This window comes from Sphingomonas sp. VDB2 (assembly GCF_047946695.1).
GTDB lineage: Bacteria > Pseudomonadota > Alphaproteobacteria > Sphingomonadales > Sphingomonadaceae > Sphingobium > Sphingobium bisphenolicum.
This window is the reverse complement of record NZ_CP159615.1, coordinates 2,474,652-2,489,654: the sequence shown is the minus strand read 5'-3', so window position 1 is coordinate 2,489,654 and position 15,003 is coordinate 2,474,652. Positions and strand designations below refer to the sequence as shown.

The window sequence follows — 15,003 nt, the reverse complement described above, 5'->3', positions numbered from 1 at the left end:
GGCCCCTTCCAGCAGCGGCACGACGCGCCTATTGCAGATTCACATACATGCCGCCGTCCACCAGCAGCGCAGCGCCGGTGACATAGGCGGCCATGTCCGACGCCAGGAAAACGATCGGCCCGGCCAGATCCTCCGGCGCCCCAAGGCGACCGAGCGGCGTGCGCGCCTCCATATACTGACGCTTCTCGACATCGGCCAGATCATCCTTGTTGATCTCGGTCAAAATGGTGCCGGGCAGCACGCTGTTGCAGCGGATGCCATGCTTGCCCAGCGCAATCGCCGTGGACTGCATCAGCGAATGTACGCCGGCCTTGGTCGGGGTGTAATGGGTCTGGAACTCGCCGCCGACCAGCGCCGAGATGGAGGATACCGCGACGATAGACCCGCCATGACCCTGTTTCACCATCTGCTGTGCCGCCGCCTGCACCATGAAATAGGCGCCATGCAAATTCACCCTGAAGGTCCGCTCCACCACATCGACCGGCATGTCCAGAAACGCGTGGAAGGGGCAGATGCCTGCATTGCTCACCATCACGTCGACCTTGCCGAATGCTTCGACCGCCTTTGCCACGAAATCCTGCGCGGTCTGCGGATCGGCGACGTCGCCCTTCACTGCGATGGCGCGCTGGCCGAGCGCCTCGATCTCGGTCACGCAGCTTGCGGCTGGACCATCGCTGTTCGCATAGTTGATGACGACATCGGCGCCGTGCCGGGCCGCGCCGATGGCGGCGGCGCGGCCGATGCCGGTCGATGCGCCGGTGACGAGGACGGTCTTGCCTTCAAGCAGCTTCATGGGGCGGATTTTCCTTCGATGGTTAGCGCCGCGCCGGGCGGCGGGGGGATTTGACGCCGGGGGTCCAGCCCAGATCGGCGCTGACCTTGTGCGCGGCGGCGCGGACATCCTCGCTCAGCGCCGCCATGCGATCGTCGTCCATATATTGGGCGGCGCTCGACAGGCTGATGGCGGCGATGATCGCGCCCGACGCATCGCGGATCGGCGCGGCGACGCAGCGTATCTGGTCTTCATTCTCTTCCAGGTCGAATGCGCGGCCCGCGGCGGCATAGGCGCGCATCCGCTCCAGCCAGCCGTCATAGTCCTGCTGGTGGGTGCCGGTGGCCTGGTCTGCGTCGAACAGCCTGCGCCAATTCGCCTCCGCGTCGTCGATCAGCAGCGCCTTGCCCAGGCCCGTGGAGGTCAGCGGATGGCGGTCGCCGATGCGGCTACTGATCTCCACGCGGCGGCGGCCGGGAATCTTGTCGAGATAGAGCGCCTGGTCGCCATCGAGCCGGCCCAGATGCACGACATCCTCGCTCGCCGCGGCCAGCGCCTCCAGATGCGGCCGGGCGATCTGCACCACATCGGCCTGCGATTGCGCCAGAAAGCCGAGTTGCAGCAGCTTCGGCCCCAGTTGATAGCCCTCGCGCGGCAGGAAGGTCAGGAAGCCGCGCTCTACCATGGCGTTGGCCAGCCGATGCGTGGTCGAGCGCGTCAGCCCCATCCGCTCCGACAGGTCGGCCAGCTTGATCGGGCCATCGATCACCTGGTCGAGCAGGTCCAGCCCGCGCTGCAAGGTCTGCGACCCGCCCGCCTTCGCCTTTTCCTCTCGCCCCAAATTTTCCGGTGCGTCCGATTCCGGGTTTGACGTTTTCTGTCTCATCTAATAACACTCTATCCCACAAAATGAGAAAAACAAGGGTGATGGAGAGGCTGGGCATTGATTCTTGCGATCAAGCCTCCTCCCCAGATCCAACTTTATCGGTGTTTTATCATATGTTGAAATTTTCTGCCGAATATTCCCACATATTGGGCATCGGCGTGATTCAGGGAGTGTATGCGTGCCGATCGTGACGTTGCCGAAGATCAAGCATGTCCGTGCCTTCACCGTGCGCGGGGGCGGGGCGGATTATCATGACCAGGGCGAAGGCCACTGGATCGACGACCATATCGCGACGCCGATGTCGAAATATCCCGAATATCGCCAGTCGCGGCAGAGCTTCGGGATCAACGTGCTGGGTACGCTGGTCGTGGAGATCGAGGCGGAGGACGGCACCGTCGGTTTCGCGGTAACGACCGGCGGCGAACCGGCCGCCTATATCGTGGAAAAGCATCTCGCCCGCTTCCTGGAAGGCCGCTCGCCGACCGATTATGAGAAGATCTGGGATCAGATGTATTTCTCGACCCAATATTATGGGCGCAAGGGTCTGGTCGTGAACGCGATTTCCGGTGTCGACCTCGCGCTCTGGGATTTGCTCGGCAAGCTGCGGCAGGAGCCGGTCTATCATCTGCTGGGCGGCGCGGTGCGCGACGAACTGCAATTCTACGCCACCGGCGCGCGGCCCGACAAGGCGAAGGAATTCGGCTTCATCGGCGGCAAGATGGCGCTGCACCACGGCCCGGCCGAGGGTGTCGAGGGCCTGAAGAAGAATATCGCCGAACTGGCCGACATGCGCGCGAAGGTGGGCGAGGATTTCTGGCTGATGTGGGATTGCTGGATGGCGCTCGACGTCGATTATGCGACCCGCCTCGCCATCGCCGCGCATGAGCTTGGCCTCAAGTGGATCGAGGAAGCGATCAGCCCGGACGATTATTGGGGCTATCAACAGCTCAAGCGCAACGTGCCCAAGGGGATGCTGGTCACCACCGGCGAGCATGAGGCAACCCGCTGGGGCTTCCGCATGTTGCTGGAAATGGACTGCTGCGACATCGTCCAGCCCGACGTCGGCTGGTGCGGCGGCGTCACCGAATTGCTGAAGATCAGCGCGCTCGCCGACGCCCATGGCAAGATGGTCGTGCCGCATGGATCGTCGGTCTACAGCTATCATTTCGTCATCACCCGCCACAACTCGCCCTTTGCCGAGTTCCTGATGATGCATCCGGGGCCGACCGAAGTGGTGCCGATGTTCCATCCGCAATTGCTGGGCGAACCCGTGCCGGAAAATGGCCGCCTGAAGGTGAGCGCGCTCGACAAGCCCGGCTTCGGCGTCGACCTCAACCCCGACATCGCGATGCACCGCCCCTATACCCATTGATTGCCGTAAAAGAGAGACTGATCCCATGAAATTCGTTCGTTTCGGCCAGCCTGGCCAGGAAAAGCCCGGCGTCATCGATACCGATGGCAACATCCGCGATCTGTCGGGCGTCGTCCCCGAATTGACCGTCGCAACGCTGGCCGCCGCCAAGGCCGCCGACATCGCATCGCTGCCGGTCGTCGAGGGCGAACCCCGCTACGGCGTGCCGGTCAAGGGCATCGGCAAGATCGTCGCCATCGGTCTCAATTATGAGGATCATGCGATCGAATCGAACCTGCCGATCCCGACCGAGCCGGTCATGTTCATGAAGGCGCTGTCGTCGCTGAACGGCCCGAACGACGAAGTGATGTTGCCCAGGAACAGCACCCATGGCGACTGGGAAGTCGAACTGGGCGTGGTGATCGGCGAAACCTGCCGCTTCGTCAGCGAAGAGGACGCCCTGTCGAAGGTCGCGGGCTACACCCTCGTCAACGACGTATCGGAACGTTTCAACCAGAAGCAGCGTGGCACCCAGTGGAGCAAGGGCAAGGGGCATGACACTTTCTGCCCCGTCGGTCCCTGGCTGGTGACACCCGATGAGGTCGGCGACCCGCAGGATCTGGACATGTATCTCGACGTCAATGGCGAGCGGATGCAGACCGGCAACACGAAGACGATGATCTTCAACGTCGCGCAGTTGATTGCCTATGTCAGTGAATATGTCACGCTCTATCCGGGCGACCTGATGATCACCGGCACCCCGCCGGGCGTGGGCGAGGGCAAGAAGCCCGACGCCATTTATCTGAAGGCCGGCGACGTCATGGAACTGGGCATCGCCAGGCTCGGCACCCAGAAGCAGCAGGTATCGGAATGGCGTCACCTCGGCGACGTGGTGCTCGGATGAGCGTCTATGCCGGCCGTTTCGCAGGCCGCAACGCGATCATCACCGGCGGTGCGTCGGGCCTGGGCAAGCAGGTCGCCGCGCGCATCGTCGCCGAAGGTGGTCAGGTGGCGCTATGGGATCTCAATCCCGATGTGCTCGCGGCCACCAGCGCCGAGATCGGTGCAGCGCATGTCGTGGCGCTCGACGTCAGCGACTATGCCGCCGTCGCCGCCGCCGCGAAGGAAACCGCCGCCGCGCTGGGCAAGGTCGATATCCTCATCTGCTCGGCCGGCATCACCGGCGCGACCGCGACGGTCTGGGACTATCCGGTCGACAGCTTCCAGCGGGTGATCGACATCAACCTCAATGGCCTTTTCTACTGCAACCGGGAAGTCGCGCCCTTCCTGCTCGAAAACGGCTATGGCCGGATCGTCAATCTCGCCTCCGTCGCGGGCAAGGAAGGCAATCCCAACGCCAGCGCCTATTCTGCGAGCAAGGCAGGCGTGATCGGCTTCACCAAGAGCCTTGGGAAAGAAATGGCCGGCAAGGGTGTCATCGCCAACGCGCTGACCCCCGCGACCTTCGAAAGCCCGATTCTCGCCCAACTGCCGCAAAGCCAGGTCGACTATATGCGCTCGAAAATCCCGATGGGCCGCCTTGGTCTGGTCGAGGAATCGGCGGCCATGGTCTGCTTCATGGCCAGCGAGGAATGCAGCTTCACCACCGCGTCGACCTTCGACACGTCGGGGGGGCGCACCACCTTCTGATATGAGAAGTTGCGCGGCGCGACTGGTCCCAGAGCCAGCGCGCCGCTTCGATCGGGGAGAGATGCCGTTGACGCCGATCCATGACCGCCGCGCGATGCTGACCGTCCTGCTCGGTTCGGCCTGCGCCATGGGCGTGGCGGATGTCTCTCTGGCCAATAGCCCCATGCGGCGCATCCAGCGCCCTTTACCGGAGAGGTCGATGATCCCCTTTGTCGATGCCCATATCCACCTGTGGGATCTCAAACATATCCGCTACGACTGGCTGAGCGCTCCTTTCTCCGACGACGGACCGAACGGCAGCGTCGAAGCAATCGCTCATGACTATGGCGTCGCGCAATATCGCGCCGACCTTGCTCGCTGGAATGTCGTCGGCGCGGTCCATGTCGATGCCGGTGCCGCGGCGGACAGCGCCTTGCGCGAAACCCAGTGGCTCGACGGCCTCGCCGTAGTCGAAGGCCTCCCCACCGGCTTCGTCGCCTTCGCCGCCCTCGACGATCCCGATGTCGATGCCCTGCTCGCCGCCCAGGCGGCGCACCCGCGGGTCAAGGGCATCCGCCATATCGTCAACTGGCACCATGATCCCCGGCGCACCTATGGTCCGGTCGACCTGACCGTCGATCCGCAATGGCAGGCGGGCTATGCGTTGCTGGCCAAGCACGGCCTCTCCTTCGACCTGCAATGCTATCCGGGACAAATGCCGGGCCTCGCTGCGCTGATCGCGCGCCATCCCGACATTCCGGTCATCATCAACCATATGGGCATGCCGGTCCTGACCGATGTCGATGGTCTGGAGGACTGGCGCAAGGGCATGAAGGCGCTCGCCAAGCTGCCCCATGTCGCGGTCAAGCTGTCGGGCATGGGTTTCATCCGACGCGACTGGACCCGCGAGACGATCGAACCGCTGGTCCGCGAGACCATCGATCTCTTCGGCCCCGATCGCTGCGCCTTTGCCAGCGACACCCCGACCGACAAGCTGTTCGGCCCGATCGATCGCTACATGGACGCCTATCACGCCATCGTCGCGGACCTGCCCGATACCGACCGCCGCGCACTCTTCGCCGGCAACGCCAACCGCCTCTATCGCCTGGGACTTGACCTATGATCGGAAATCCATTGCTCGGCGTGCTGTTCCATTGGTTGGGCGGCCTGGCCTCGGCCAGCTTCTACGTTCCCTATCGCGGCGTGAAGCGCTGGAACTGGGAAATCTTCTGGCTCACCGGCGGTATCTTCTCCTGGGTGATCGCACCCTGGTTCTTCGCCTCCATCCAGACCAGCGACCTGATGGGCGTGATGCGACAGGTGCCGTCCTCGGTCGTCGGCTGGTGCGTCTTTTTCGGTTTCCTCTGGGGCTTTGGCGGCCTGACCTATGGCCTGACCATGCGCTATCTGGGCCTGTCGCTCGGCATGGCGGTGGTGCTGGGCCTGTGCACCGTCTTTGGCACGCTGATCCCGCCGATCGTCGACGGCAGCTTCATGACGGAGATCGTCGGCACCCTGCATGGCAAGATCGTGCTGCTGGGTCTGGCCGTCACCCTGCTCGGCATCATCGTCGTCGCCATGGCCGGCGCGCGCAAGGATGAGGCGCTGTCGCCCGAACAGAAGGCCGCCGCCGTCGCCGAGTTCGATTTCAGGAAGGGCATCGCCGTTGCCATCTTCTCCGGCATCATGTCCTCCTGCTTCGCCTTCGGTCTGGCGGCGGGGCAGCCGGTGAACGAACTCAGCCGCGCCGCGGGCACCGGGCCGCTCTGGGTCGGTCTCCCGACCCTGTGTATCGTCATGTTCGGCGGCCTCATCACCAACGCGCTTTGGTGCGGCTGGCTGATCGCCAAGAACAGGTCGGCGGGCCAATGGGTGGGCGCGCCCGACGCCAGTGGACAGCGGCCGGCACTGCTGCCCAATTTCCTGCTTTGCGCACTGGCCGGCACCGCCTGGTATTTCCAGTTCTTCTTCTACACGATGGGCGAAAGCCAGATGGGCCGTTTCGGCTTTTCCAGCTGGACGCTGCACATGGCGTCGATCATCATCTTCGGCACCTTCTGGGGGTTCGCGTTCAGGGAGTGGAAGGACGCCGCCCCTGCCGTCCGCCGCATGGTGTGGAGCGGGGTCGGCCTGCTGATCTTCGCTACCCTCATCATCGGCTACGGCAATCGCCTCGCCGTCTGATGGTCCGGCCCGGCGTCAATGCCGGGCCGGCACCGCGTCCGACTGGCGGCGGATCAGCTGATAGTCCAGCTTCACCTTGCCGATGACTTCGTCCGCCCCTTCATCCTGGCTGCGGAAGCGCATCGCCAGCAGCCCGATCGCCTCGCGGCTCATGTCACGGATCGGCTGGCGGATGGTGGTCAGCGCCGGCCAGATCGCGCTCGCCAGCGGCGTATCGTCGAAACCGCAGATGCTGATCTCGGCCGGCACATTGATCCGGCGCTGGTGCGCGACGGTGATTGCCGCAGCGGCCATGTCGTCGTTGCAGGCAAAGATCGCGCTGGGCCGCGCCTCCAGGCTTATCAGTCGCTCGGCCGCGTCCAGCCCCGACCGATAGCTATAGTCGCCCGGCACGACAAGCTGGTCGTCATGCTCCAGCCCATGATGGAGCAGCGCATCGCGAAATCCCTGCAACCGCCGCGCGCTCGACCGGTGGCGCACATTGCCCTCTATGAAACCGATGCGCCGATGCCCCAGTTCGATGAGATGCCGGGTCAGGTCATAGGCGGCATGGCGGTCGTCGGTGCCCACCGCCAGCATGTCCGGCTCGTCCTGGTCCGGCGCGATTGCGACGATGGCGATATCGCGCGCCGTCAGTCCGGCGATCAGCTCCGGCCAATCGCACAAGGGTGGTGGCAGGATCACGCCGGCGACATTGGCATGGGCAACCTGCTCGACGATTTCTTCCGCGAAGGCGCCGGGCGCGCACTGTTCGACCACCAGATGCAGGTGTCGCTGCGGTGCTTCGCCCAGCGCACCCAGCAACAATTCCCCCAGATAAGCGGACGTGGTCGAGTTGCTGTGCAACAGCGCGACCCGCCGGTCGGCGCTGCCGGCCAACGCGCGGGCCGACGCATTGGGGATATAGCCCAGTTCCTTGACCGCCAGTTCGACCGCGCGCCGCGCTTTGGCGCTGACCAGCGCTTTGCCGTTGACCGCGCGCGACGCGGTCATGACCGACACGCCCGCACGGGCGGCGACTTCCTTGATCGTGGGCGGCTTCTTCTTGGGATCGCTTTTCTGCATCCCCTCTTCCCTAGCCGCTTTTACGGCCAAGGAAAATCGCCGGGATTCAGGGCGTCAGCCGGACCCGCGCCGGCGCGTTGCGGTCTACGCTGACGACCCCGTCCTTTTCCTTCAACTCGGCGATCTGCAATACGCTGCGCCGCTTCCAGTCGGGATTGGCCTTCGCTTCATCCTCGCCCTCCTGATGGACGAAATAGATGATATAGGCGCGCTCGCCCGCCACGATGATGTCGGGATGCTGGCCCTTGGCCCGATCGGTCGGATGAATACCGGGCTGACTCAATATATGATCCGGCTGCGTCGTCCAGTGCGCCGCATCGTCGGATCGCATCACCAGCAAGCCTTGCCATGCGTCGGATATCAGCCAGTATCGTCCCTTCCAGCGAAATGCCTTGGGGCCTTCCCCCGGCGTTTCCGTCAACCGCTCGCCGACCGTCCAGTGGACCAGATCGTCGCTGTCGGCGGCACGGATCGCCTTGTTCATTCGCTCGTCATTGAAGAAGAGGCGATAACCGCCGGCCGGCAACGCCATTATACTGGCATCGATCACCCGGTCGGAGCCGAGGTCGAGCCGCTCGCCGCAAGTCCAGCGCGTCAGGTCCGGGCTGGTCAGATGGACGATGAAGCGTGGCGCGTTCCAGTCGCGATAGACGCCCGGCACCACCGTCAGCCACATATGCCATTGTCCCGCCAGCCATTGCACCTCGGGCGCCCACAGCGTGTCGCCGGTGCAGCTTTTGGGAATGTCGGCAGTTCCGCCATAGGTCCAGCGCGCGCCATCCTTCGACCGCGCGACGCCGATTGCGGTGCCATGCACCCAGCGCGCGTCCTTCGGGTCTTCTGGCGGAAGGTCGGCGCGGCGATTGGTGTAGAACATGACCCATTCGCCGCTCCGCGTATCGCGCACGGTCGAAGCATCGGCCACGCCGTCATGCACCGGATCGCGGAACAGCGGCTTGGGCGCGACGGGACCGCTGGCCGCGGCGCCGATGAGCAGCAGCGCGCCGATCATCGCGCCAATCCCGCGACCGGATTATTGCCCCATAGCTGGTCGTAGCGCCACCCCGACAGATCCTCGACCACCAGCGCCGCGCCGGGCGAACTGGGCGTGCGCGCGCCGCTGCGCAGATGCTCGATCTCGCGCATCAATATGTCGTGGGTCGCGGGGCTCAGGCGGAAGCGTCTCGACACCCACAGGCCGAACATCAGGCAGCCGACCGTTCCTATCCCCAGCAGCAGCGCCATGGTGAGAATCGCGCCATGGCTTTGCACCGGCGCGCCCGATATGAAGCCACCCGCCTGCATGATGAAGCCCACGCCCGCGACCGCGGCGGCCTGGGTCGCCTTGCGCACGAAGGTCATGACCCCGGCGAAGCTGCCCTCGCGCCGCTGACCGGTCACGATCTCGTCGACGTCAGCCATATAATTATAGGTGGCCCAGGGAATATAGTTGAGCGCGCCGCGCCCCAGCCCCGCCAAAATGATCGGCGCCCATATCCAGGGGGAGGTGGCCGGCACGCCGAGCAGCCACAGGCCGATCAGGGCGAACACCCCGACCGCAAAATCGGCGGCGGCGACCTGATAGGCGCGGCTGGGGGACGCGCGCAGCGCCAGGTTGATAGCGATGATCACCGCCACGAACTGAACGATATACATCGTCCCCAGCAGCCCCGATGCTTGTCCCATCGATCCCGACAGCGCGAAGATGACGAAAAAGGTGAAGGTCGCGTTGAAAATATCCTGGCTGATATAGCCGCCCAGATACATGCCCAGATGCAGGCGAAAGGCGCGAATGCGCATGGTCGAGAAGAGGTTGCGATAGAGCGCGCTCAACGCCTGCCCCGCGCCGCCGGCCGCCAGCCTTTCGGCGGCTACCGCCGGTCCACCCGGCATATGCCGTTCCCAGCTGAACAAATAGAGCAGCCCCGCAGTCACCATGAACAGGGCGGCGAAGATCAGGCCCATATAGAAGAAGGTGTCGGCGCTGTCCCGGCCCAGCGCGTTGATCAGCCAGAGCGGCAGGAAGCCCGCCAGGATCGCCGACGCCTGGCCGAAGAGGATGCGCGATCCCGCGAATTTGGCCTTGGTGCGATAGTCGCTCGACATTTCGGCGGCGAGCGTCTCGAACGGGATGATCTCCATCGCATAGACCAGTTCGAACAGCACATAGCTGACGAGATAGTACCAGAATCCTTGCCCGGGCAGCCACATCAGCGCGAAGCTCGGCAGCAGCGGGATGGCGGCGAGGATGAAGAAGCGGCGGCGGCCGAATGTGCGACCAAGCCAGGTCGATCCGAAATGATCGGAAATATAGCCGATCATCGGCGAGGCGAAGGCGTCGAGGATGCGGGCCACGGCGAAGATCGTCGCCGCCTGACCTGCGCTCAGGCCGCAAAACTGGGTGTAGAAGATCAGCACCCAGCCCGAAATGACCGCCATCGACCCCGCACCCAGCACATCGTTGGAGCCATAGGCGAGATAATTGGGCAAGCGGACGGGTCGGATCGGCGCTGCTTCAGGCATGTTCGGCTCCTCAGCCCATCTTATCATTGTTGGTCCGCGGACGGCGACGCTCCTTCCATGATCGCCGCCGTCCGCGTCCGCCTGCGTCAGATATAGGTGCGCAGGAATTCACCCAGCGCGCAGATGGCCAGGCTCTGGCCATAGGGCATGGAGGTGAGCGCGATATCCTTGTAGAATTGCTGGGTGTCGCCCATCGCGGTGCCGAAGCTGACCTGCTGCAACTCGCCCGCTTCATCGATATTGGCGATCACGCCCTGCACGGCCTTGATCCCCACCTCCTCATAGGCGCGCGGCAGATAGCCCTTCCGCACCGCCTTCAATATGCCATAGGCGAAGCCGGCGGTGGCCGACGCCTCCAGATAGCTGGTCGGATCGACGATCAGCGTGTGCCACAGGCCGCTGTCGGCATCCTGCGTTTCGCTCAGCGTCTTCACCTGCGCCGCCAGCGTGTCGATCAGGAAGGTGCGGAAGAAATCGCCTTCGGGCAGGTCCAGAATCTCGATGATCTCGGGGATCGCGATCGTCACCCAGCAATTGCCGCGCGCCCACAGCGCCTGCGCGAAATTATGGCGGCCATTGAAGTCCCAGCCGTGGAACCACAGGCCCGTCTTCGTATCGAACAGATATTTGATGTGGACCAGGAACTGGCGCTTGGCTTCCTCGATATAGGCCGGGCGGTTCAGCAGCAAGCCGATCTTGGCCAGCGGCAGCACCGACATCATCAGCGTGTCGTCCCACAGCTCGCCCGGATTCTCGTCATTATAGACGATATGCTGGAACCCGCCTTCCTGCGTCTTGGGCAGGCCGTCGGGGGCCATCAGCCATTCCGCCCAGCTATCGAGATAGGGAATGTAGCGCGGGTCCGGCTCATGCTCATAGAGGTAGGCGAGCGTGATGAAGGGAGCCATCGTGTTGATATTCTTGGTCGGGGTGCCTTCGGCGAAGCGATCCTCGAACCATTGTTTGATGATCGCCAGCGCCCTGGCGTCGCCGGTCTGTTCATAATAGCGCCACATGCCGAACAGGCCGACGCCATGGGTCCATTCCCATCCGGCCCAGCCCTTGGTGTCGATGATCCGCCCATCGTCCAGATGGAGCAGGAATTCGCCGGTCTCGTCCTGGATATTGACGAGATTGTCCATCAGGCGATCGATGGCGTCGATCACCTGCGGGCGAGGGACGTCATGAGAGAGAGCGGCCACTGAAATTACTCCTTGAGATCTGAAGGTGCGTTTGGCGCGGCAACCATCTGCACTGGCAGACCGCCTTTCACGGTATGAAGGGTGACGAGGCGCACGCTTTCCAGCGCGTCGCCCGGCTGGCCATCGGATGTGACGGCCAGCGCGACATGATTGCGGCCCCGGTGGTTGAGGATGCCTTCGGGGATGGGGAAGGTCCGTTGCGGGCCGACATGGGCGATGAACTGGCCCATGTTCCAGCCGTTGACGAAGATCAGCACGCGATAGCGAACCGGCGAGCGCGCTATCCTGGCGTCACCGAAACTGAGCGCGATGGTCGCGTCCTGGCCCTTGGGCACGGCGAGATTGAAGGCGGTGCGATACCAGTTGGTGCCCGCCTGCGCCTGCGTCGCGGGCACGCTGGACCTGGCCCATGCGCTGTCGTCGAAGTCCGGCAGGTGCCAGCCCATCCGCTCGCCATATTGGCCGCCATTATTGGCGGGACCGCGGGCGACGTCAGGCAGGTTTTCGCCGCCCTGTTTACCCTGGATCTTCCATGCGATCGGCACGGCGAAGCTGCGTCCGCCCGGTCCCCCCTCGAGCGAGGCGGAGATCAGGCCGCGCGCTTCCTTGTGGAAATCGTCGCTGTCCAGATCCCAATTATGGCCGTTATTGCGCACCATGACGGAGACGACATGCTCGCCCGATCGCGCACCGGCGGGCAGGGCGAAGCGCGCCGTGCCGGTGGTGATGGGGCGTGGCAGGCCTGCGGGCGTTTCGCCTTCGCCCAGGAACTGGCCGTCGACCCAGGCCTGCACCAGCCCCGATCCACCCGCGCCATAATAGAGCGAAAGCGTCCTGGCGTCGGGCGTGCCGGTAAAGCGGCCGCGATACCAGACGTCGCCGTCATGGAAGCCATAGGCGTCCATGCCCATGTTGGGCTGGCCGTCGGGCCGCGCCGTGATGCTGGCGGAGGGGCGATTGTCGATCGCCTGCCATGCGCCGTCGTCGAAGGCGGGGTCGGCTTCGGGTGCCCCCTTGGCGACGCGCCAGTCGGTCAAGGCGGGCAAGGCGATGTCGGCTGGCCCGGCCAGCGGCTGCAAGGCGGTGTAGCTGCCCGCAACCCCGGCTTTCGTCGCAACCTTTGCGCCATTCCATGTGACCGCGCGGACCGCCTTGGGCGCCCAGATTGCGAGCGGGCTGGCCTCGGCCGTATCGCCGGTCAGCGCCAGCGTGCCGTCCTTGACCTTAGCGCTGCGCACCAGCGCCGGGCCGCGCACCAGCGCGTCCTCCTGCCGCCAGTAGCGGGCGCCTTCGGCTTCGTCGGCGAGTATCAGCGTCAGCGGCGGTCGTCCGCCGCCTTCGATCCGCAGCACGGCGCGGCCCTGATGGCTGTAATCGAGCTTGAGGTCACCCTTCGCCGCGTCGAAGGCGCTGGTGGCGCTGCCTTCCAGCACCGTCACCTTCGGGGCGGAGGCATAGCGCAGCACCGTCTCGCCCGGTTCCCCGGCGCGGCCGTAGAACAGCATGAGGTCCGCTCCGTCCATCACCTGCGCGGACTGGAGTTCGGAGGTCGAATAGACAAGCCGCTGCCCACCCAGCGCCACGCCGGCAACGAGCCATTTGGCGTCGAAGCCGTTCAACTGCATCGGCACGCTATAGCGGCCGTCGGGCAGGTCGGCGGTGAAGCGGAAGACGTCGCTGGTCTGCCCGTTGGACGGCTTGTGCGCCACCATCAGGAAGCGCGCATCCGTCTCGGGGTCTTTATTGTGGTAAATCTGGATATTGGGCGAGGAAATCTCCACCGCGCCAGCCGGGATCATCCCTGCCAGGTCGGGGACTGACGCAATCAGCCCGCCCAACTGCTTCATCTCCAGCGCCTTTTCGCGCAGTGCGCGCGGTTCGGAGATGGCGGCGCCATAATCATAGCTGGTGAACACCACCGGCGCGGGCAACCAGCCCCAACTGGTGCCGCCATAGGTCATGTAAAAGCTCTGGATGCCGATCCCGTTGGCGAGGTTGGTGCCGTAGAAGACCCGCTGGAAGCGCTTGCCGCGCTGGATCGCGTTGCAGGCATAGCCGCCGTTCGATCCCCAATAGTCGAACCAGCCGCCGCCGAACTCCGCCAGGAAGCCGGGCGTTTCGGGGGACGCGGATGCGCCGCCCTTCGCCCCGCCTGGACCATAATAGCCCCAGTCGGGCGCGGCGACATCGCGGGTCGGCTTGCCCCCGACCGTGCAGGTGCCGCCGGGATAGCCGTCGAACGCATAGAGGTCGTTGGGGCCGGTCACGACCTTGTCGATCTTGCTGCTTTCGGGCGTCCAATATCCGTTGCGGCCCTGATCATTATGGAACAGCGGTATGGTGATGCCATCGGCCCGCGCCTTGGCGGCCAGATGGTCCATGTAGCGGCGCTGCGCCGGGGTGGTCAGCGCCAGCTCATTTTCGATCTGGTGCAGGATGACGCCATAGCGGCGGCTGGGATCGGCATTGATCTGATGCTTCGCGACGATCGCATCGACTTGCGTCAGCCATTCGTCCACCGCAGCCAGATAGGCGGGATCGTCGGTGCGGGCGCGGGCGCGCTGGTTGACCAGCCAGCCGGGAAAGCCGCCGCGCGACAATTCGGCATTCACATAGGGACCGGCGCGGGTGATGACGTAGAGGCCTTCCTCTTCCGCCATGGTCAGCAGCCGGTCGATGTCGCGGATGCCGCTGAAATCATACACGCCCTGTTTCGGGCTGTGATAGCCCCAGTCGAAATAGAGGGCGACCGTATTGAAGCCGCTCGCCTTCATCTTCTGGAGGATGTCGCGCCACAGGTCGGGCGACGGCAGGCGGAAGGGGTGGAATTCGCCGCCCCAGATCACCAGCCGCTGGCCGTCCACCATCAGCGATCGCGCGTCATACGACACGCGGCCAAAGCGCTTCACGGGCGCGGACAGATTGGCGGTCTGCTTCGCCTCCTGCGCGGGGAGGGGCGTAGCCAGGGCGGAGCCGAGCAGCAGGGCGGCGATCAGCGAACGCATGGGATCAATCCATGTGAAACAGCAGCGGGAGCGGCCATTCCTTGGGCTGGTTGCCGGGCTTTACCTCCATCAGCGGGGCCATATGGTCCCACCAGCGCTGCATCACCGGATGGCCGGGCAGCGCATCGCGCTGATTCTCGTCCTGCAGCTTGAGCACCGCAAACAGGCTCAGCGTCCCTTCGTCCAGAAAGATCGAATAGTCATATATGCCCGCCTGCGACAGCAAGTTGGACAGTTCTGGCCAGATTTCATCATGGCGCTTGCGATACTCGTCCACCACGCCGGGCTTGAGTTGCATCTTGAAGGCGTGGATGGACATCGCGCTCCGTAATATCCATATTGTGGAACTTACTACCTATATTTGGTAACACTGTCCCGGAGGATCG

General features: G+C 64.3%; 13 protein-coding genes. 5 read left to right on the top strand and 8 right to left on the bottom strand.

Annotated elements, in window-relative coordinates; all coding sequences use genetic code 11:
- Positions 1–28: 28 nt before the first annotated feature.
- Both ABT375_RS12410 and ABT375_RS12405 read right to left on the bottom strand, forming a co-directional pair.
- On the bottom strand, positions 29–793 hold the full coding sequence (locus tag ABT375_RS12410) for an SDR family NAD(P)-dependent oxidoreductase (RefSeq protein ID WP_224546537.1): 765 nt from the start codon (positions 791–793) through the stop codon (positions 29–31).
- 22 nt (positions 794–815) lie between these two features.
- Positions 816–1,658, bottom strand: a complete 843-nt coding sequence (locus ABT375_RS12405; protein ID WP_224546535.1) for an IclR family transcriptional regulator — start codon at positions 1,656–1,658, stop codon at positions 816–818.
- Between the two features lie 187 nt (positions 1,659–1,845).
- On the opposite strand from ABT375_RS12405, the gene rhmD reads away from it, so the two are divergent.
- The 5 genes from rhmD (at position 1,846) to rhaT (ending at position 6,822) form a co-directional block, all read left to right on the top strand.
- Positions 1,846–3,030 carry an L-rhamnonate dehydratase gene (gene rhmD / locus ABT375_RS12400; protein WP_416464897.1) on the top strand — a complete coding sequence of 395 codons (1,185 nt, stop codon included), beginning with the start codon at positions 1,846–1,848 and terminating at the stop codon, positions 3,028–3,030.
- A gap of 25 nt (positions 3,031–3,055) precedes the next feature.
- A complete protein-coding gene (locus ABT375_RS12395) occupies positions 3,056–3,913 on the top strand; it encodes a fumarylacetoacetate hydrolase family protein (RefSeq protein ID WP_129925526.1) in 858 nt (285 codons plus the stop codon).
- Positions 3,910–4,659 carry an SDR family NAD(P)-dependent oxidoreductase gene (locus tag ABT375_RS12390; RefSeq protein WP_416462675.1) on the top strand — a complete coding sequence of 250 codons (750 nt, stop codon included), beginning with the start codon at positions 3,910–3,912 and terminating at the stop codon, positions 4,657–4,659. The genes ABT375_RS12395 and ABT375_RS12390 overlap by 4 nt, the downstream gene beginning before the upstream one ends.
- Positions 4,660–4,858: 199 nt before the next feature.
- Positions 4,859–5,761 carry an amidohydrolase family protein gene (locus tag ABT375_RS12385; protein WP_416464896.1) on the top strand — a complete coding sequence of 301 codons (903 nt, stop codon included), beginning with the start codon at positions 4,859–4,861 and terminating at the stop codon, positions 5,759–5,761.
- The gene (gene rhaT, locus ABT375_RS12380) at positions 5,758–6,822 is read left to right on the top strand and encodes an L-rhamnose/proton symporter RhaT (RefSeq protein WP_416462674.1); all 1,065 of its coding nucleotides are present in this window, start codon (positions 5,758–5,760) and stop codon (positions 6,820–6,822) included. Before ABT375_RS12385 ends, rhaT begins: the two co-directional genes overlap by 4 nt.
- A gap of 15 nt (positions 6,823–6,837) precedes the next feature.
- On the opposite strand, the gene ABT375_RS12375 is transcribed toward rhaT, so the two are convergent.
- From ABT375_RS12375 to ABT375_RS12350, 6 genes are all read right to left on the bottom strand, one after another.
- Entirely contained in the window at positions 6,838–7,887 is a 1,050-nt protein-coding gene (locus ABT375_RS12375; protein WP_416462672.1) for a LacI family DNA-binding transcriptional regulator, read from the bottom strand.
- A 46-nt stretch (positions 7,888–7,933) separates the two neighbouring features.
- The gene (locus ABT375_RS12370) at positions 7,934–8,899 is read right to left on the bottom strand and encodes a glycoside hydrolase family 43 (protein WP_416462670.1); all 966 of its coding nucleotides are present in this window, start codon (positions 8,897–8,899) and stop codon (positions 7,934–7,936) included.
- The gene (locus ABT375_RS12365; RefSeq protein WP_416462668.1) at positions 8,896–10,410 is read right to left on the bottom strand and encodes an MFS transporter; all 1,515 of its coding nucleotides are present in this window, start codon (positions 10,408–10,410) and stop codon (positions 8,896–8,898) included. The genes ABT375_RS12370 and ABT375_RS12365 overlap by 4 nt, the downstream gene beginning before the upstream one ends.
- An 86-nt stretch (positions 10,411–10,496) precedes the next feature.
- Positions 10,497–11,612 (bottom strand): glycoside hydrolase family 88/105 protein, encoded by a 1,116-nt coding sequence (locus tag ABT375_RS12360; RefSeq protein WP_416462666.1) that lies wholly within the window; start codon positions 11,610–11,612, stop codon positions 10,497–10,499.
- Between the two features lie 5 nt (positions 11,613–11,617).
- Positions 11,618–14,617, bottom strand: a complete 3,000-nt coding sequence (locus ABT375_RS12355) for a glycoside hydrolase family 35 protein (protein ID WP_416462664.1) — start codon at positions 14,615–14,617, stop codon at positions 11,618–11,620.
- 4 nt (positions 14,618–14,621) lie between these two features.
- Positions 14,622–14,936, bottom strand: a complete 315-nt coding sequence (locus tag ABT375_RS12350; protein WP_416462662.1) for an L-rhamnose mutarotase — start codon at positions 14,934–14,936, stop codon at positions 14,622–14,624.
- Positions 14,937–15,003 lie beyond the last annotated feature (67 nt).